This is a genomic window from Kitasatospora sp. NPDC059803 (assembly GCF_042732255.1).
Taxonomy (GTDB): Bacteria; Actinomycetota; Actinomycetes; order Streptomycetales; family Streptomycetaceae; genus Kitasatospora.
Map to the genome: position 1 here is coordinate 1 of NZ_JBHWIJ010000208.1, position 15,595 is coordinate 15,595.

Sequence of the window (15,595 nt, forward strand, 5' to 3'; positions counted from 1 at the left end):
CCGATGGCCACCCCGGCCAGCGCCGCCGCGGCCGTCGCGGCGCCCGCGCGCAGCAGGCGGCGGGAGGCGGGGCGCGGGGCGGTGGGCGCGGCGGGATCGGTGGGCGCGGCGGCGGTCGGCGCGGCGGGCTCGGCGGCGAACTGCTGCTCGGAGACAGGCTGTTCGGCGGCGGCCGGGGCCGCCTCGGGGGCGGTCGGCGCCGGCGTGGCGGCCGGGGTCCCGGTCATGCTGTTGTCGGTCATACCAGCCGCTCCCATTGCTGCTTGGCGAGGTCCTTCACGACGTCGGGGTTCACCGGCTTGGGGTCGAAGACCTCGACCACCATCGCCACCGTGCCGCGCTGGGCCACGGCCTGGCCGTAGTAGTACCGATCGGCGCTGTCGGCCCAGTACCTGGGTGTCTCGTCCACCCGGTAGCCGCCGTTGGCGCCGTCGGCGAACGGCTTCAGGTTGCGGGTGGTGCCGACGGCGTGCGTGGCGGCTTCGTTGGCGCGGTCCGGCGCGTACTGGACCAGCGACACGCGGTACCTGGTGTCGCCCTTCTTCCAGTTCACCTCGGCCGCGCGCCGGAAGCCCCGGGAGTTCAGGTCCTTGAAGTCGCGGACCGCGCTGTCGCTGTGCTCGGCGAGCGCGCCGACCGACACCCAGCTCGGCTTGTCCGGGAATTCTCCCCAGGCGGCGCTGCCGTCCGGGGCACCGATCAGCAGCTTGAGCAGGTCGCCGTCGATGGCCAGCGGTTTGGGCTGCTGGGCGGCGAAGGCGGTCGGGTCGACCGCCGCGGCCGGGTAGGACGGGCGCGCGACCTGGACCGGCGGCAGCGGCGTCGGCGGGCGCTGGGCCTGGACGGCGTAGCCGACACCACCGCCGACCAGGGTGCCCAGCACCAGGCCGGACACCGCCAGCAGCACCGGGCGCGGGCGGCGCGGGGCACGGGGCGCCCGCTCGGGGCCGGCCGACAGGAGCTCGGGGCCCGGCGCGTCGGACGGCACTTCAGTGGCGAACTGCGGTGCAGCGAAAGGAAGTTCAGCGGAAGACGGTTCGGCGGGCATGGCGGCGGGCCGCGGCGGGGCGGCGGGCGCCGGCGCGGTGCCGGGCGGGGGCAGCGCGGGTTCGGTGGTCACGGGATGGCTCCAGAGGAGGGTGGGGAGGACGGCGTCGGGGCGGGCGGCGGCGCGGGTTCAACCGCGTTCAGCCGCGTTCAGCTGCGTTCAGCTGCGTTCAGCCGCCGGAGGCGAGCCACTCGCGCTGGCGCTTCATCAGCCCGCTCAGCAGCGCCTTGTCCGGTGTCCCCTTCACCTCGACGTCGATCGTGTACTGGACGTCGCCCTGGCTGGAGATGCCGGTCATCGAGCCGGTGTACGCCTGCTGCTTGGGCTTGTGCAGGTAGCCGTGGGCGTTCGGGTCGCCGTCGATGTCGATCGGGTCCTGCGACTTGAGGGTGTATCCCTGGACGAACTCGCGCGCCATCGAAGTGGAGCCGAAGCGCAGCAGGGTGACGGTGACCTCGGCCTTGCCGTCGGCCGTCCGGTACATCCGGGTGGCGCCCGACTGGTAGCCGTACGAGCCGAGGATGTCCATGATGCCGTCCTGCTTGCCGAACAGGTCGGCGACGTCGTCGTTGGTCATGGTCATCCCGTCCGCGGGCCCGTACGACTCGCCGCCGTCCGGGATCGGGAGCAGGAAGTAGCGCAGGTCGCCCTCGTGCTTGCCGCCGTTGACGGTCCCCTTGACGGTGCTGGCCGGTTTGGGGGTGGTCGGGGCGGCGGTGGGCGTCGGCACCGGTACCGGGGTGGCGGAGGGCGTCGGACTCGGGCTGGCGGTGGTGGTGGCCGGCGCGGGTGCGGCGGCGGCCGGGCGGGTGTCCGGCCTGCCGACGGCGACGGTCACCGCGGCGCTGGTCGCCGTGACGGCGAGCAGGCCGGCGGTGGCCAGTACGACGCCGACGGCGCGCGGCAGCCGGCGCGCGGCGGGTTCGGGTGCGACGGCGTGCTGCGGCGCGGCATCGGGCTGCGGTACGCAGGCGTGCTCCGGTACGGCGGGGTGCTGCGGCGCAGCGGGGTGCTGCGGTACGGCGGCCGGTTGCGGCGCAGAGTCGGGCTGCTCCGGAACGGCGGCTGTTTCGTTTTCGGGCGCGGACAAGGAACTCCCCCGGGAGAATGTGGGATCTCGCGCGCGGACTCCCTCGCAAACCGCTCCCCCGGCGGTTCTCCGGACCGTCCATCACGCGTCTCAGCAGGCATTATGAGAGACCGTTCGCACCGCTGCCAACAAAGTTAATCGCCGCACTCCGGTCCAATACTCGATGAATCGGACACGTCGTGATGTAACCGCAACAGGCGATCCGGGCACGGTACCGCGGTACCGTGCCCCTTCCGATGATCGGTCCGGGGTACCACGGATCGCGCCGGCGCCGCACCTAGCGTGGAGTGTGAGGGAGGCCGGGACGGTCCGGCCCCGGAGCGTAGGGGTGAGCGATGATCGAGGCGCACCAGCTGACGAAGCGGTACGGGGAGAAGACCGCCGTCGACCGGCTCGACTTCACGGTCAAGCCCGGCACGGTCACCGGCTTCCTCGGGCCCAACGGCGCCGGGAAGTCCACCACCATGCGGATGATCGTCGGACTGGACGCGCCCACCAGCGGCTCGGTGCGCGTCAACGGGCGCCGTTACGCGGCTCACGCGGCGCCGTTGCAGGAGGTCGGGGCGCTGCTGGAGGCCAAGTCGATCCACCCGGGGCGCTCCGCGTTCAACCACCTCATGGCCCAGGCGCACACCCACGGCATCCCGCGCTCGCGGGTGGAGGAGGTCGTCGAGCTGACCGGGCTGCAGTCGGTGGCCAGGAAGCGTGCCGGGGCGTTCTCGCTGGGCATGGGCCAGCGGCTGGGGATCGCGGCGGCGCTGCTGGGCGACCCGGCGACGGTGATGCTGGACGAGCCGGTCAACGGCCTCGACCCGGAGGGCGTGCTGTGGATCCGCAACCTCCTCACCTCGCTGGCCGCCGAGGGCCGCACCGTCTTCGTGTCCTCGCACCTGATGAGTGAGGTCGCGCTGGTCGCCGACCACCTGATCATCGTCGGGCGGGGCCGGCTGCTGGCCGACACCACCGTGCAGGACCTGGTCCGCCAGGCCGGCGGCGACGTGGTGAAGGTGGCCAGCGCCGATCCGGCCCGGCTGCGCACGGCGCTGGCCGGGCCCGGGGTGGAGGTCACCGGCCGTTCCGGCTCGGAGGAGCTCCTCGTCACCGGCCTGGCAGCGCGGGAGATCGGCCTGCGGGCCGCCGAGCAGGGCATCGCCCTGTTCGAACTCACCACCCGCACGGTCTCCCTGGAGGAGGCGTTCATGGAGCTGACCAGGGACGCCGTGGAGTACCACGGCACCACCACCGCGACCGGGCCCGCCGCCAGTGCGGGTGCCGGCGCCGAGTCCCCGAGGAGCGCGGCATGAGCACCATCGCACCGAACCAGACGTCCGCGGCCGCCGACCGGCGGCCCGCGCGCCCCGCCTACCGGGTGACGCCCGTGCGCGTGCTGCGCTCGGAGTGGGCCAAGCTGTGGTCGCTGCGCTCGACCTGGATCACGCTGGGCCTGGGCCTGCTGTTCCTGGTCGCCTTCGGGCTGATCGCCGCGTTCCAGTTCAAGTCGAGGATCACCTCGGGGCGCCCGATGGACCGGGGGGACTTCGCCGACGCCAGTGCCCTGAGCCTGTCGCTGTTCGGCACCAACTTCGCGCAGCTGGCGTTCGGCGTCCTGGGCGTGCTGGTCGCCGCGGGCGAGTACTCCACCGGCATGATCCGCTCCACCCTGGCCGCGGTGCCGCGCCGGCTGCCGGTGCTGTGGTCCAAGGCGGCGGTGTACGGCGTGGTGGTGCTGCTGCTCGGCACCGTCGGGGTGTTCGTCGCCTTCGCGGCCGACAGCGGCATCCTCTCCGGCACCCGCGCGGCGATGACGTTCTCCGACGCCGGCGTCCTGCGCGGCCTGCTGGGGGCCGGGCTCTACCTCGCCCTGGTGGGCGTGATCGGTGTCGCGCTGGGCGCGCTGCTGCGGTCGGTGGCGGGCGGCATCTCGGTGCTGGTGGCCTCGCTGATGCTGGTCCCCGGCCTGATCTCGCTGCTGCCCTCGTCCTGGCAGGACCACATCAGCCCCTACCTGCCCAGCCACGCGGGCGAGGCGATGTTCGCCCTGCACCACGACGCGACCACACTGTCGCCCGCCGCGGGGCTGGCGGTCTTCCTGCTGTGGACGGTGCTCGCCCTGGCGAGCGCGGCCGTGCGGCTGGTGCGCAGCGACGCCTGAGGGCTGGGAGACTGCGTGGACGTCCCGGTGCGGTGCCCGTTCGAGTCGGGTGCCGCACCGGGCGCGTTTCGTATCCGTTTCCGTTTCCGTATCCGTTTTCGTGTCCGTTTTCGTATCCGTTCCGGGATGAGGCTGGACGAAGGTGACGACCGTTGCGGATGAGCTGGACGAAGGTGACGCCGTGAGCGAGCACGACACCGCCGCGGGGGCGGGGGGCGACCCGCTGTCGGGGCACCCGGTGTTCGCGCGCCTGGCCCGGCTGGGGCAGCGGGCGCGGCAGGCGGACCGCGACCACCCGTGGGTGCTGGACACCGCGGTGGTGGCCGCGGTCTTCCTGCTGTTCTGCCTGCCGGACCTGCTGCCCTTCCACGACGGCGGGGAGCGGGCGCGCGAGCACCGGATCGTCTTCGCCCGCCCGCCGCTGGCGGCGATGCTGGCCTTGCAGGCGGGGCTGCTGCTGCCGCTGCTGTGGCGCCGGCGGCGACCGGCGGCGGCGTTCGCGGCGGTCGCGGCGGTGTTCGTCCTGCAGTGGTCGCTGGGGGTGGCGCTGCGCGCGGACGTCGCGCTGCTCGTCGCCCTCTACAGCCTGGCCCTGCACGGGAGCCTGCGGCACCTGGCGTGGGCGTGCACGGCGATGGCCGGCGCGTCGGCGCTGGTCGCGGTGGAGCTGTCCGGCGGGCTGCCGGTCGGGGACGCGCTGTTCTTCCTGTTCAGCGCGGCGACGGCGGCGGTGGCCGTCGGCATCGCGGTGCGCATCCGCCGGGCCCAGCTCGCCGGGCTGCGCGAGCGGGCGGCGCGGCTGGAGGTCGAGCGCGACCAGCGCAGCCGGCTGGCCACCGCCACCGAGCGCACCCGGGTGGCCCGGGAGATGCACGACATCATCGGCCACAACCTGTCCGTGATCATCACCCTGGCGGACGGCGGCGCGTACGCGACCGAGGCCTCCCCTGAGCGGGGCCGGGAGGCGCTGCTGCTGATCGGGGAGACCAGCCGCCAGGCGCTGGGCGAGCTGCGGCGCATGCTCGGCGTCCTGCGCGACCAGGGCGGCGAGCAGGGCCCCGAGTTCACGCCGCAGCCGGGCATCGCCGACCTCGACGGGCTGTGCGCGCGCATCCGGGCCGCCGGGCCGCAGGTCGTGTACACCGCGCGCGGCGAGGTGGGGCGGCTGGACCGCGGCGTGCAGCTGATGGCGTACCGCATCGTCCAGGAGGCGCTCACCAACACCCTCAAGCACGCCGGGCCCGACACCCGGGCGCACGTGACGCTGGCCGCCGAGGGCGGCCGGCTGCGGGTGCGGGTGCGGGACGGCGGTCCGCCCGGCGGGGCGGTGCGGGGCGGTGCGGCGGGCGAGGAGGGGCACGGTCTCACGGGCATGCGCGAACGCGCGGCCCTGTACGGGGGCACCGTCACCGCCGGGCCCGGGCCCGGGGCAGGATGGACCGTGGAGGCCGTCCTCGACCTCACCCCCGACGGGCCCGACGGACCCGGTTCCACCTCCGGTCCCGACCCCGACCCCGACCCGACAGGCGGCCTGACGTGACCACGGTCCTCATCGTCGACGACCAGCCGCTCCAGCGGTACGGCTTCCGGATGCTGCTGGAGAGCCAGCCCGGCACGGAGGTCGTCGGCGAGGCCGCGCACGGCGCCGAGGCCGTACGCCTGGCGGCCGACCTGCGGCCCGACGTCGTCCTGATGGACATCCGGATGCCCGGCATGGACGGCATCGAGGCCACCCGCCGCATCGTCGCCACCGGCGGGCGCTCGCGCATCCTCGTCCTGACCACCTTCGACCTCGACGAGTACGCCCACGCCGCGCTGCGCGCCGGCGCCAGCGGCTTCCTCCTCAAGGACGCCCGCCCGGAGGACCTCCTGGCCGGGATCCGCGCCGTCTCCGAGGGCGACGCCGTCGTCGCCCCCGCCATCACCCGGCGCCTCCTGGACGCCTACGCCCACCACCTGCCCGTGCGCCCGCCCGGCGCGGCCGCCGAGGACGACCCGCGGCTGAACGCCCTGACCGAGCGCGAGCGCGAGATCCTGGTCGCGGTCGGCCGGGGCTGGACCAACGGCGAGATCGCGCAGCGCCTGGTGCTCGCGGAGTCGACCGTCAAGACGCACGTCAGCCGGGTGCTGTCGAAGATCGGCGCCCGGGACCGGGTGCAGGCCGTGATCTTCGCCTACGACCGCGGCCTGAACCGGCCGAACCCGCCGGCCTGAGCCGTCCCCCTCCTGCCGCGGGGGGTACGGCGTCAGGGGCGCTTCTTCGGGGCGGCTTCGAGGTCGGTGGCGGCGGCGGCCAGGATGGCGCCGAAGACGTGGGCGATGACGGGCTTGCCGACCCTGCGGGCCAGGGCCGCGCCGACCAGGGGGACGGGGATCGCGAAGCCGGTCGCCCAGACGACCAGGGTGCCCTCGGGGACCTCCTCGAACGTCATCCGGCCGAACTCGTGCCGGGCCGGCGGGAAGCTGCGGTCGACGGTGTAGTCGAAGCCGTGCGGGGCGTTGTAGGCGGTGATCCGCTCGTTGAACCAGCCGATCAGCCAGGTGTGCAGCCGCACGGCGCCCACCCCGTAGGGCGCGCCCACCCCGGGCCGGGCCAGGCGCGCCCTGAGCACGAACGGGGAGCGGGTGTAGTTGGTGCTCGTGGCGCACCAGTCGAACACCTCGGCGATCGGCGCCGCGACGACCCGTCGCACGGTCACGGTTTCCATGGCTCGTCCCTCTCCTGCAGCGGGGAGCACGGGTGTCGGCCGCGCCCTGTTCACCGATGAAGACCGGACGCGGCCCGAAACCGTGACATCGGGCGGGGCGGGCCCGGGGGTGGCGATGCCGCCTGCCTACCGTTCGGCTTTGGGCGTGCGGGTCATGAGAGAGACAGGCTTACCGGCGGTTTCCCGGGTGGCGGGGCCTCAGGGCGGCACGCGTACGTCAGGCGTTGCCGAACTGTCCGGAACGGACGGCGGCGACGAAGCTCGACCAGGCGTCGGTCGGGAAGACCAGCGCGGGACCGTGGGGATCCTTGGAGTCACGGACCGGGACAGTGTGGACGACGTTCGCACCGACCTCGACGCAGTTCCCTCCCTGGGTACTGTAGGAACTCTTGTGCCAGGTGGCATTGCGATCATCCATGCTCAAAGCCCTTCCGCACGTTTCGAATGAACTCGATGCTCGCTGCTCGACGCAGCGCCTCGGCCTGGAGATGATCGTACTCACCGGCCCACTCAGCCAACGTCTCCGGATCGCGTTCGAGGTAGCCGCGCCGCTGCGTCTCGCCGTACCCCACGATGGCCCTGTTCGGCATGGTCAGCAACGTAATTGGATGCCCGAACGGGCGGTTCTCGCCTGCTGCGATAGGACACACCTGCACCAGGAAACGGGGACGTGAAGCGAGTGCTTCCAGGTGCCTGAGTTGCGCCACCATGACGTCCCGACCACCGATCGGCCGCCGTAGCGCCCCCTCGTCCATCACCACCTGGACGTGCGGCGCCGGATCTCGGGCGAGGGCCTGCTGTCGGAGCAGCACCTTCTCGATTCGTTCGTCGGCCTGCTGCTGAGTTGCGACCCCCCGCAGGACAGCCGCCTCCTGAAAAACTCGGCTGTACTCTGGCGTTTGGAGCAAACTCGGAACCAGGTTGATCTCGAACAGCCTCAGGGCGATGGCCTTCGCTTCATTGCGCAGGTACTCGTCGAAGCCTTCGAACAAGACCCGCCGACCGGACGTACTCCACTCCCTGAGGAACTGTTCTCCCAACTCGAACACTCGATCAAGTGCCGTTGAGATCTGTTGACTTGGTTTCCTTCGGCCGTGTTCGAGCGCGGAGATGTACGACGATGTACAGCCGATCAGCTCGGCAAGGTGTTCCTGAGTCCAGCCTCGCCGCTCGCGCGACGTGCGAAGCAGTACGCCGAACTCGGCGGCCGGGGATGTCGGGGGGTCAAGTTCCCGCTTGTTCAAGGCTGTTCGTCCTACCAATCTGACACCGTGGGACAAGTTGAACAGCTCCGCAGCCTAGAGGACAGTTGGCACCCCCGGTAGTCGTCGAACTACGGAACGGAGCCGCTGTCGTGGCGCTCAAAAGCACCCCCGTGCCCCCGAAGCCGCGATACCGCCCGCAGGTCGGCGAACTCGTCACGGACTTGAGGTCCGTTCCGCTCGGATCGGGTTCCCAAGCCCCCACCCCGGCCGTCCCGACCCCGGACAGGTCGAGCGACTGGGGTGGGATCGCACAACTCGGCCAACCGGCCGAGTTGTTGATCCTGTCAGCACCACCACGAAATGGAGGCGCAGTACAGATGACAACCGCACCGTGGGGTACCACCCGGATGGGGCCGTTCACGGCTACCGTCCCGGTCCCGCAGCACACGCCCGTCATCGACCCCGAGACGCAGATTGCGGTGATCGTGGACGAGCACGGGCGCACGGTCGAGTTGGGCGGGCACGGCACCAGCACGAGCGGCCTGACGCCCACCACGACCACGCCCGACGGAAAACCGGGCGGGCCGACCGACGCCGACAGCACCGAGTCCTACGACCAGGACCAGAGCAACGGCTGATGAACGACCGAAGCGGGTCGGTGCTGGTGCTGACCAATCCCCTTGACGTGACCGCGGATGCGGTACTGCGGGTGCTCGCCGAGCGCCGGGTTCCGGTGGTCCGGCTCGATCCCGGCGCCGACCTGCACACGGGTGCCTCGCTGATCGCCACGTACCGCACGGGCCAGCAGCGGGGCACCCTGCGCACGGCCAGCCGGGAGCTCGACCTCTCCGCCGTCCGGTCCGTCTGGGTGCGCCGGGCCTCACCCTACGAAGGGCCCTCCGAACTGGACGGCCAGGACCGCCGGTTCGCCGCCTCGCAATCCCTGTGGGGTGCGGGCGGCATCCTCGCCTCGCTCCCCGCCGCGCACTACGTGAACCACCCCTGGGCCAACCGTGCGGCCGAGCACAAGCCGGCACAACTGGCGGCCGCGCAGCGCTGCGGGTTCCCGGTCCCCGACACGGTGATCACGAACAGCGCGGACGAGGCGCGGGAGTTCGTGGCGGCCCAGGCCGCCGGGGCGGTGTACAAGCCGTTGTGGAACATCCCCTACTCGGTCGGCGGGCAGCCTCACGCCGTGTGGGTGCGCGAGGTCGATCCGGCCGACATCACCGACGCCGTGTCCGCCTGCCCGCACCTCTTCCAGGCGAAGGTGCCGAAGCTGTTCGACGCAAGGGTGACGGCCGTCGGCAACCGCCTGTTCGGCGTCCGGGTCGACAGCCCCGACCTTGACTGGCGGCGCCGTCAGGACCGGATGACGTGCACCCCGATCGGCGTACCCGAGCCGGTCGCACGTTCGGTCGCCGCCTACCTCGGAGAACTTCGTCTGGTCTACGGCGCGTTCGACTTCGCCGTGGCCGCCTCGGGCGACTGGTACTTCCTTGAATGCAACCCGAACGGCCAGTGGGCATGGCAGCCGGCCGAGACCACCGAGGCGATTGCCCGCGCCCTCGCCGACCAGCTACAGAAAGGCCGTGACGCATGAGCACGCCGGCTGAACTCCGCACCGCTCTGGCCGACAGGCTCGCCGAGGACGGCACGCTGACCGAACGCGAGTGGGACAGCGCGGCGAGGGCCGTTCCGCGAGAGCTCTTCGTCGGAACCTACTTCGCTCCGGTCGCCGGCAGCGTTCCGACCAGCTACCGACCCGTCCGTCAGGGCGAGCCCGGGTGGCTGGCGGGGATCTACGACGACCAGACGCTGGTGACCCAACTCGACGGCCGCATCGGGCCCGAGGACACCGCCGGGGAGACCGTGACAGGTATCCCGTCATCGTCGTCCACCCTCCCGTCCGTCGTACTGCGCATGTGGCAGCAGCTGGGCGCCGAGGCCGGGCACCGGGTATTGGAGATCGGTACGGGTACCGGGTACTCGACCGCCCTCGGCGCGCACCGCCTCGGGGACGCCGGCCTCACCAGCATCGAGTACGACCCCGCAGTCGGCGCGGCAGCGGCGGCGGCGATCAGGACTGCGGGATTCTCCCCCCGGCTGATCATCGGTGACGGGCTGCGCGGCGACCCGGACGGCGGGCAGTACGACCGGCTCATCGCCACCTGTTCTGTCCGGTACGTCCCTCTCTCCTGGCTCCACCAGGTCAAGCCCGGCGGTCGGATCCTGGTCACCCTCTCCGGGTGGAGCTACGCGAACGCCCTCGTGCTGCTCGACGTGACCGGACCTGGCGAGGCCACTGGCCGGTTCCTGACCGGCCAAACCGGTTTCATGATCGCCCGCACCCACGACCGACCGCCCCGCCCGACGCTGGACCTCCTGCCCGGCAAGGAGCGTCCGACCCGCATCGACCCGGCGAAGCTGGACAGTTGGACGGGCGCTTGGGTGGCCCAGCTTGCCGCACCCGGGGCAATCCGCATGGGTGTGGGGGCTCAACAGATCCTCTGGGACCTGGCCACCGGATCGCAGGCCCGGACGGCGCCCGACCCCACCGGCGGGTGGACCGTGACCCAGCGCGGGCCCGTCTCCCTGTGGGACCAGGTCGAGCAGACGGTTGAGACCTGGCAGGCGGCCGGTGAGCCGCACCAGGACCGCTTCGGGATCACCGTGTCGGCGGCCGGACAGCGGGTCTGGCTCGGCACCGAGGACGGGCCCGGATGGGATCTGCCCGTATAGGCCTGGCTCAGCCCCGCACCGAGCCGTGTCGTTCCGTCATCAATCCGTCATGGAATCCTCCCGTCCTGCGAGGGGAACGGCCCCTCGCCGACGGACCGGCCCATCCCGCTGCCGACGCCCTTGCCGGCGTCACCACCTACCCCGCGACCGCCCGCATCACTTCCGCCGAACTCATCGTCCTCGGCCGTGACCGGCGGATGTACGAGTGGGAGACCGCCGCCCGCGTGCCGCTCGGCTGACAAAGGGAGCATGCGGGCGCGGGCCGAAACCGCGACATCGGGCGGGGGCGTCCCCGGGTGCGACGATGCCGCCTGCCTACCGTTCGGCCTTGGGCGTGCGGGCCATGAGCAGGTCGACGGCGCGGTCGGTGGTGACGGTGCCGTCGAGGATGGCGACGACGAGTGCGGTGATGGGCATCTCGACGTGGTGTCGTCGGGCGAGGTCGAGGACGGCGTAGGCGGACTTGGCTCCTTCGGCGGTCTGGCCGGTGGCGGTGGCGGCCTGGTCGATGGTCAGGCCGCGGGCGAGGTGTTCGCCGAAGGTGCGGTTGCGGGAGAGCGGGGAGAGGCAGGTCGCGGTGAGGTCGCCGAGGCCGGCCAAGCCGGCGAAGGTCGCGGGGTCGGCGCCGAGCGCGGTTCCCAGGCGGGCGGTTTCGGCGAGTCCGCGGGTCAGGAGGGTGGCCTTGGCGTTGTCGCCGAGACCGAGTCCGGCGGCCAGGCCGACGGCGAGCGCGATGACGTTCTTGACCGCGCCGCCGAGTTCGCAGCCGATGACGTCGGTGTGGGTGTAGGGGCGGAAGTACGGTGTACGGCAGGCCACTTGGAGCCGGCGGGCCGCGTCGTGGTCGGTGCAGGCGATGACGCTGGCGGCGGGCTGGCGGGCGGCGATCTCGCGGGCCAGGTTCGGGCCGGACAGGACGGCGACACGGGCGGGGTCGAGGGCGGCACCCTGGGCGATGACCTCGCTCATGCGCCGGCCGGTGCCGAGCTCGATGCCCTTCATGAGACTGACGACCAGGGTGTCCGGCTCGATCAGGGGCGCCCACGCGGCCAGGTTGGCCCGCAGGGTCTGGGAGGGGATGGACAGGACGGCGACGTCGGCTCCGGCCAGGGCGACGTCGGCTCCGGTGGTGGCCTTCACCGTGCCGGGCAGCGTGACGCCGGGCAGGTAGCCGGGGTTGACTCCCCGGGTGTTGATGCCGTCGGCGACCTCGGGGCGGCGCGCGTGCAGGACGACGTCGCATCCGGCGTCGGCGAGAACCAGCGCGAAGGCGGTCCCCCACGATCCTGCCGACAGTACGGCGACCCGGGTCATCCTCTACCTCCGCGTGCTGGTGGGGAGCTGAGGGGCAGCCTACTGGCGCCTTGGGGGCTGAGGCGCCGGTCAGCGGCGGCGCAGGGTGAGCGCGACGGCGCGGCGCCCGTCCAGAGTGGGGAGCATGCGGGAGGCCTCGGCGAGCATGGTGTCGGCCTGGTCGTCGCCGAGTTCGCGTCGCAGGTCGTCGGCGTGGGCGAGCCACAGGTGGTAGAGGCGGCACCAGAAGCGCGGCTCGTGGGGGCGCTCGTCGACGTGCTCGGTGTCGAAACCGGCGCTCTCGACCTGGCCGCGCCAGCGGGTGCCGGCGGTACGGCTGATGGCACGGGTGATCACCGCCCGGGCGCCGGGGCGCAGGATGCGGTGGATCTCATGGAGGGCGTCGCCGCGGTCACCGGCGGGGCCGAGGGCGTCCACACACACCAGGGCGTCGGCGTGGGCGGCGGGCAGGCTGGTGGAGCGGACGGTGCCGACGCGGAAGGCGGCGCAGCCGTCGGGGACGAAGGCCGCCGAGCGGGCGGTGGCAAGGCGGGTGGCCACCGGGGAGATGTCGACGCCGATGAGGCGGGCGCCGGTGGCGCGGGCGAGCCAGAGGCCGGTGCCGCCGGTGCCGCAGCCGAGGTCGACCAGCAGTTGGCCGGACTGGAGGGTGAGTCGCTGGGTCATCAGGTGGAGCAGGGGCAGGTCGAGGCTGCTGGAGGGAGCGGCGTCGTCGGGGTGGTTCGTGTCGGCGGCCTGGGCGTAGAGGTCGTGGACGAGTGTGGTGCGGGAGCGGGCGAGGTGGTAGGCGTCATAGGCGGCGCCGAGCCGGCGTTCGACGGCGGTCAGGGCGGTGGTGGTCATCGGGTGAGAGACCTCGTGGTGCGGGAGTGGGTTCCGGGGCAGACGACCTGCAGGACGGTGACCGGCTCGTCGGGGGCGGAGAGGGTGGCGGCGATCGGGGGGTAGCCGGTGGCGAGTTCGATGCGGGCGGCCAGGGCGTGGGTCTGGGCGTCGAGGGCGGTACGGGGTGGGGTGCGGTCGAAGGGCACGGTCGCCGTGGTCCACGGGGTCAGACCGGCCGGGGCCGGAGGCCGGGCGGGTTGGAGCACGAAGGCGGGGTCGTCGGAGGGCAGGTCGCAGCGGGTTCCGGCGATCGAGGTGAGGCGGGACTGCGCGGCCTCGGTGATGGCCCGGGACAGGGCGATGTGGGGGTCGGCATGGCAGCCGGCCCCGCCGAAGAAGCGCGGGTACTCCTCGGACCAGATGAGCGCGCGGCAGACGGGCAGCCGGTAGGCGTTGGTGACGGTGTGCAACTCGATGACGGCCCTGGCCTGGTGGAGGCGCTCCAGCAGGGATCGGCAGTACGGGTCGGTGACAGTGTTCGGGTCGACCGGGATGCGGCGGCGGCCGTCCTCCAGGTCGTCGGCGTGCAGGGCGTCTCGTTCGACCACCTCGTACATGGCGTGCAGGGCCGCCTCCGCCCAGGTGTTGCCGGCGGCCAGACCGGTACTGGTGGCACGCAGGACCTGGACGCTCAGCGGGTCGTAGGGGGTGCGGCGCAGCAGGTCGGCGGGCAGCAGGACCGGGTCGCCGTCGGCGACGGTGCGGGCGGCCACCCAGTCGAGCGGCAGGTGTTCGAGGACGTCGTGGTGGACGCGCAGGGGCAGGGCGGACATCGGGTAGGGCGCGCGGGCGTCGGCGGCGCTCGTGTGCAGGACGACGTCGCGGGGCTGCTCGGCGTGCCAGAGTTCGACGGCCTCCATGGTGGCGGACAGCCAGGCGAGCAGGTCGGTGGCGCCCTTGCCCTGGGAGGCGGCCAGGGTCCGGGCGGCGGGGCGGATCGCGGTGGCCACCGGCAGGCCCAGGCAGTCCAGGCCGGTCAGCCGCGCCACCCGGGTGATGCCGTAGCGGGCGAGTCGCGGTGCCAGGAGGCGGTGGGTGTGCTCGGGTTCGCGGGCGCGGACCGTGCCGTCGAGCACGACCAGGGCGTCGGCACTCATCGCGCACCGCCCGCGGCGAGCCGGTGCTCCTGCAGGAAGCCCAGCATGAACAGCTTCATCTCCTCGATGGCGTGGTCGGGTCCGCGCAGTCCCCGGGCAGCGGCCGTAGCGGGCAGACCGTCGGCGCTGGTGCGCCACAGCCGCAGCAGGACCGTGCGGGCCGCCGCGTGCGGGACGGTCTCGGGGGCGTAGTGGGGTGCGGCGAGGTAGTTGGCGCCGAGGTAGTGGTCGACGGCGGCCCGGTCGGCGGCGCTCTCGCGGGTCAGCAGCACCGCGACGCCGTCCGCGTCGGCCAGGTCGACCCGAGGCCGCAGCGCCAGGTGCGGAGGCAGGGCGTCGGGCAGGCCGAGCCGGGCCGCGTGCCCGGCGAGCGGCAGTCCGCCCTGGCGGCGGCAGAGGTGGTCCAGGTAGGCGGACCACACGGCCGGGAAGTGCGGGTCGAAGACCTGCTGGTAGGCGACCCTGGCCGCGAGCGTCGGCCGCCCGGGGGTGAAGCGGTCGGCCCAGCGGTGGTGGTACGGGCTGTCCCAGTCCGCGGGCGCCGGGCGTCGGGTGTCGCCGCCTGCGGCCGTCCCGGCGAGCGCGGCCCGGACGGCCGCCAGCGCGTCGGCGCGCTTGAGGTCCCCGAAGCTGCGGGATGCCCGGCGCTGGTCGCGCAGCCACGGGCCGAAGGCGGGCGCGCCCTCGCGGCGGGCGACGGCCTGCAGGGCGCCGAGTGTGCGTTGGGCGTAGTACACCCCGGCGAAGGCCGTCAGCAGCGCGGTGGCCTTCGCCGGGGTGACCACACCCTCGGCGCGGGCGAACACCATGACGTGCCTCAGGTTGACGAGCGGCCAGGTCAGGGCGCGGTGCGTGCCGTCCGCGACGTGGGCGACGGCGACCTCGTCGTCGCCGCTGATCACGCCGTCGGCGTACCAGTCGAAGATCCGACCGATGCCGAGCATCCCGTAGGGCTCCAGCTCGGCGGCGCGCAGGGCGCCGATGCTCGCGGCGCCGATGACGCGCACGCCCCGGCCGAGGGCGGCCAGGATTTCTTTGTGCCGAAGGGCCGGGGCGTGGTGGTAGAGGCCGTCGATCAGGACGGTGGTGTCGCCGGGGGCGATCTCGGTTCGGTAGAGGTCGCCGTGGCGTGCCGGTGGGTGGAGGCACACGGTGGAGGCGGCGAGCACAGGCTCGTCCGGGGCGAGGGTCGGGCCGGTGAAGACGTGGGTGATCAAGAGGCTCCTCCGGGCTGTGCGGGGACGGGTGGGGCCGGGGGGGGGGCGCCCGGGGGGGGGGGCACCCCCCCCCCCCGGGGGCGGGCGGGGGTGAGATTAAACGAGTCGGCGGACGACGCAAAGGTGGGTGGGTGGGT

The 15,595-nt window shown here is 73.0% G+C and carries 17 protein-coding genes and 1 pseudogene; 8 read left to right on the forward strand and 10 right to left on the reverse strand.

All coding sequences use genetic code 11. The features are described 5' to 3' along the window. The 3 genes and pseudogenes from ACFV6I_RS27515 to ACFV6I_RS27525 all read right to left on the reverse strand — a co-directional run. Window positions 1–242: pseudogene (locus tag ACFV6I_RS27515) on the reverse strand (hypothetical protein); the annotation flags it as partial. Next, the gene (locus ACFV6I_RS27520) at window positions 239–1,120 is read right to left on the reverse strand and encodes a hypothetical protein (protein WP_380428236.1); all 882 of its coding nucleotides are present in this window, start codon (window positions 1,118–1,120) and stop codon (window positions 239–241) included. The gene ACFV6I_RS27520 and the pseudogene ACFV6I_RS27515, both read right to left, overlap by 4 nt. A 97-nt stretch (window positions 1,121–1,217) precedes the next feature. Beyond that, entirely contained in the window at window positions 1,218–2,138 is a 921-nt protein-coding gene (locus ACFV6I_RS27525; protein WP_380428237.1) for a hypothetical protein, read from the reverse strand. 335 nt (window positions 2,139–2,473) lie between these two features. Between ACFV6I_RS27525 and ACFV6I_RS27530 the strand changes: the two genes are divergently transcribed. The 4 genes from ACFV6I_RS27530 to ACFV6I_RS27545 all read left to right on the forward strand — a co-directional run bounded on the left by ACFV6I_RS27530 (window position 2,474) and on the right by ACFV6I_RS27545 (window position 6,504). Continuing rightward, window positions 2,474–3,442: an ATP-binding cassette domain-containing protein gene (locus ACFV6I_RS27530; RefSeq protein WP_063352845.1), complete on the forward strand. Its 969-nt coding sequence runs from the start codon at window positions 2,474–2,476 to the stop codon at window positions 3,440–3,442. Beyond that, window positions 3,439–4,290: an ABC transporter permease gene (locus ACFV6I_RS27535; RefSeq protein WP_380428238.1), complete on the forward strand. Its 852-nt coding sequence runs from the start codon at window positions 3,439–3,441 to the stop codon at window positions 4,288–4,290. Before ACFV6I_RS27530 ends, ACFV6I_RS27535 begins: the two co-directional genes overlap by 4 nt. Window positions 4,291–4,471: 181 nt before the next feature. Next, on the forward strand, window positions 4,472–5,830 hold the full coding sequence (locus ACFV6I_RS27540; RefSeq protein WP_380428239.1) for a sensor histidine kinase: 1,359 nt from the start codon (window positions 4,472–4,474) through the stop codon (window positions 5,828–5,830). Further along, window positions 5,827–6,504, forward strand: a complete 678-nt coding sequence (locus ACFV6I_RS27545) for a response regulator transcription factor (RefSeq protein ID WP_363586833.1) — start codon at window positions 5,827–5,829, stop codon at window positions 6,502–6,504. The genes ACFV6I_RS27540 and ACFV6I_RS27545 overlap by 4 nt, the downstream gene beginning before the upstream one ends. A 32-nt stretch (window positions 6,505–6,536) precedes the next feature. Here the strand turns inward: ACFV6I_RS27545 and ACFV6I_RS27550 are convergent, their stop codons facing one another. The 3 genes from ACFV6I_RS27550 to ACFV6I_RS27560 form a co-directional block, all read right to left on the reverse strand. After that, window positions 6,537–6,998 (reverse strand): SRPBCC family protein, encoded by a 462-nt coding sequence (locus ACFV6I_RS27550; RefSeq protein ID WP_063352849.1) that lies wholly within the window; start codon window positions 6,996–6,998, stop codon window positions 6,537–6,539. 217 nt (window positions 6,999–7,215) lie between these two features. Next, window positions 7,216–7,416: a DUF397 domain-containing protein gene (locus ACFV6I_RS27555; protein ID WP_380344571.1), complete on the reverse strand. Its 201-nt coding sequence runs from the start codon at window positions 7,414–7,416 to the stop codon at window positions 7,216–7,218. After that, window positions 7,409–8,242 (reverse strand): Scr1 family TA system antitoxin-like transcriptional regulator, encoded by an 834-nt coding sequence (locus tag ACFV6I_RS27560; protein WP_380428240.1) that lies wholly within the window; start codon window positions 8,240–8,242, stop codon window positions 7,409–7,411. The genes ACFV6I_RS27555 and ACFV6I_RS27560 overlap by 8 nt, the downstream gene beginning before the upstream one ends. A 338-nt stretch (window positions 8,243–8,580) precedes the next feature. On the opposite strand from ACFV6I_RS27560, the gene tgmA reads away from it, so the two are divergent. Genes tgmA through ACFV6I_RS27580 form a run of 4 tightly spaced genes read left to right on the forward strand, consistent with a single transcriptional unit; the run spans window position 8,581 to window position 11,184 of the window. Continuing rightward, window positions 8,581–8,841 carry a putative ATP-grasp-modified RiPP gene (tgmA, locus tag ACFV6I_RS27565; protein WP_380344565.1) on the forward strand — a complete coding sequence of 87 codons (261 nt, stop codon included), beginning with the start codon at window positions 8,581–8,583 and terminating at the stop codon, window positions 8,839–8,841. Then, window positions 8,841–9,806 (forward strand): ATP-grasp ribosomal peptide maturase, encoded by a 966-nt coding sequence (gene tgmB, locus ACFV6I_RS27570; RefSeq protein ID WP_380428241.1) that lies wholly within the window; start codon window positions 8,841–8,843, stop codon window positions 9,804–9,806. The genes tgmA and tgmB overlap by 1 nt, the downstream gene beginning before the upstream one ends. After that, a complete protein-coding gene (tgmC, locus tag ACFV6I_RS27575) occupies window positions 9,803–10,945 on the forward strand; it encodes an ATP-grasp peptide maturase system methyltransferase (RefSeq protein ID WP_380428242.1) in 1,143 nt (380 codons plus the stop codon). Before tgmB ends, tgmC begins: the two co-directional genes overlap by 4 nt. After that, window positions 10,927–11,184, forward strand: coding sequence for a hypothetical protein (locus tag ACFV6I_RS27580; RefSeq protein ID WP_380428243.1), 258 nt, complete (start codon window positions 10,927–10,929; stop codon window positions 11,182–11,184). The genes tgmC and ACFV6I_RS27580 overlap by 19 nt, the downstream gene beginning before the upstream one ends. 76 nt (window positions 11,185–11,260) lie before the next feature. On the opposite strand, the gene ACFV6I_RS27585 is transcribed toward ACFV6I_RS27580, so the two are convergent. The 4 genes from ACFV6I_RS27585 to ACFV6I_RS27600 all read right to left on the reverse strand — a co-directional run bounded on the left by ACFV6I_RS27585 (window position 11,261) and on the right by ACFV6I_RS27600 (window position 15,458). Further along, window positions 11,261–12,259, reverse strand: a complete 999-nt coding sequence (locus tag ACFV6I_RS27585; RefSeq protein WP_380428244.1) for an NAD(P)H-dependent glycerol-3-phosphate dehydrogenase — start codon at window positions 12,257–12,259, stop codon at window positions 11,261–11,263. A 69-nt stretch (window positions 12,260–12,328) separates the two neighbouring features. Next, entirely contained in the window at window positions 12,329–13,102 is a 774-nt protein-coding gene (locus ACFV6I_RS27590; RefSeq protein WP_380428245.1) for a class I SAM-dependent methyltransferase, read from the reverse strand. Next, window positions 13,099–14,241 carry a YcaO-like family protein gene (locus tag ACFV6I_RS27595; protein WP_380428246.1) on the reverse strand — a complete coding sequence of 381 codons (1,143 nt, stop codon included), beginning with the start codon at window positions 14,239–14,241 and terminating at the stop codon, window positions 13,099–13,101. The genes ACFV6I_RS27590 and ACFV6I_RS27595 overlap by 4 nt, the downstream gene beginning before the upstream one ends. Continuing rightward, the gene (locus tag ACFV6I_RS27600; RefSeq protein WP_380428247.1) at window positions 14,238–15,458 is read right to left on the reverse strand and encodes a TfuA-like protein; all 1,221 of its coding nucleotides are present in this window, start codon (window positions 15,456–15,458) and stop codon (window positions 14,238–14,240) included. The genes ACFV6I_RS27595 and ACFV6I_RS27600 overlap by 4 nt, the downstream gene beginning before the upstream one ends. Between the last annotated feature and the right edge of the window lie 137 nt (window positions 15,459–15,595).

Coding starts and splice junctions, on each gene's coding strand:
- ACFV6I_RS27530 (WP_063352845.1), top strand. CDS start 2,474: ATGATCGAGGCGCACCAGCTGACGAAGCGGTACGGGGAGAAGACCGCC.
- ACFV6I_RS27535 (WP_380428238.1), top strand. CDS start 3,439: ATGAGCACCATCGCACCGAACCAGACGTCCGCGGCCGCCGACCGGCGG.
- ACFV6I_RS27550 (WP_063352849.1), bottom strand. CDS start 6,998: ATGGAAACCGTGACCGTGCGACGGGTCGTCGCGGCGCCGATCGCCGAG.
- ACFV6I_RS27555 (WP_380344571.1), bottom strand. CDS start 7,416: ATGGATGATCGCAATGCCACCTGGCACAAGAGTTCCTACAGTACCCAG.
- tgmA (WP_380344565.1), top strand. CDS start 8,581: ATGACAACCGCACCGTGGGGTACCACCCGGATGGGGCCGTTCACGGCT.
- tgmB (WP_380428241.1), top strand. CDS start 8,841: ATGAACGACCGAAGCGGGTCGGTGCTGGTGCTGACCAATCCCCTTGAC.
- tgmC (WP_380428242.1), top strand. CDS start 9,803: ATGAGCACGCCGGCTGAACTCCGCACCGCTCTGGCCGACAGGCTCGCC.
- ACFV6I_RS27580 (WP_380428243.1), top strand. CDS start 10,927: ATGGGATCTGCCCGTATAGGCCTGGCTCAGCCCCGCACCGAGCCGTGT.
- ACFV6I_RS27585 (WP_380428244.1), bottom strand. CDS start 12,259: ATGACCCGGGTCGCCGTACTGTCGGCAGGATCGTGGGGGACCGCCTTC.
- ACFV6I_RS27590 (WP_380428245.1), bottom strand. CDS start 13,102: ATGACCACCACCGCCCTGACCGCCGTCGAACGCCGGCTCGGCGCCGCC.
- ACFV6I_RS27595 (WP_380428246.1), bottom strand. CDS start 14,241: ATGAGTGCCGACGCCCTGGTCGTGCTCGACGGCACGGTCCGCGCCCGC.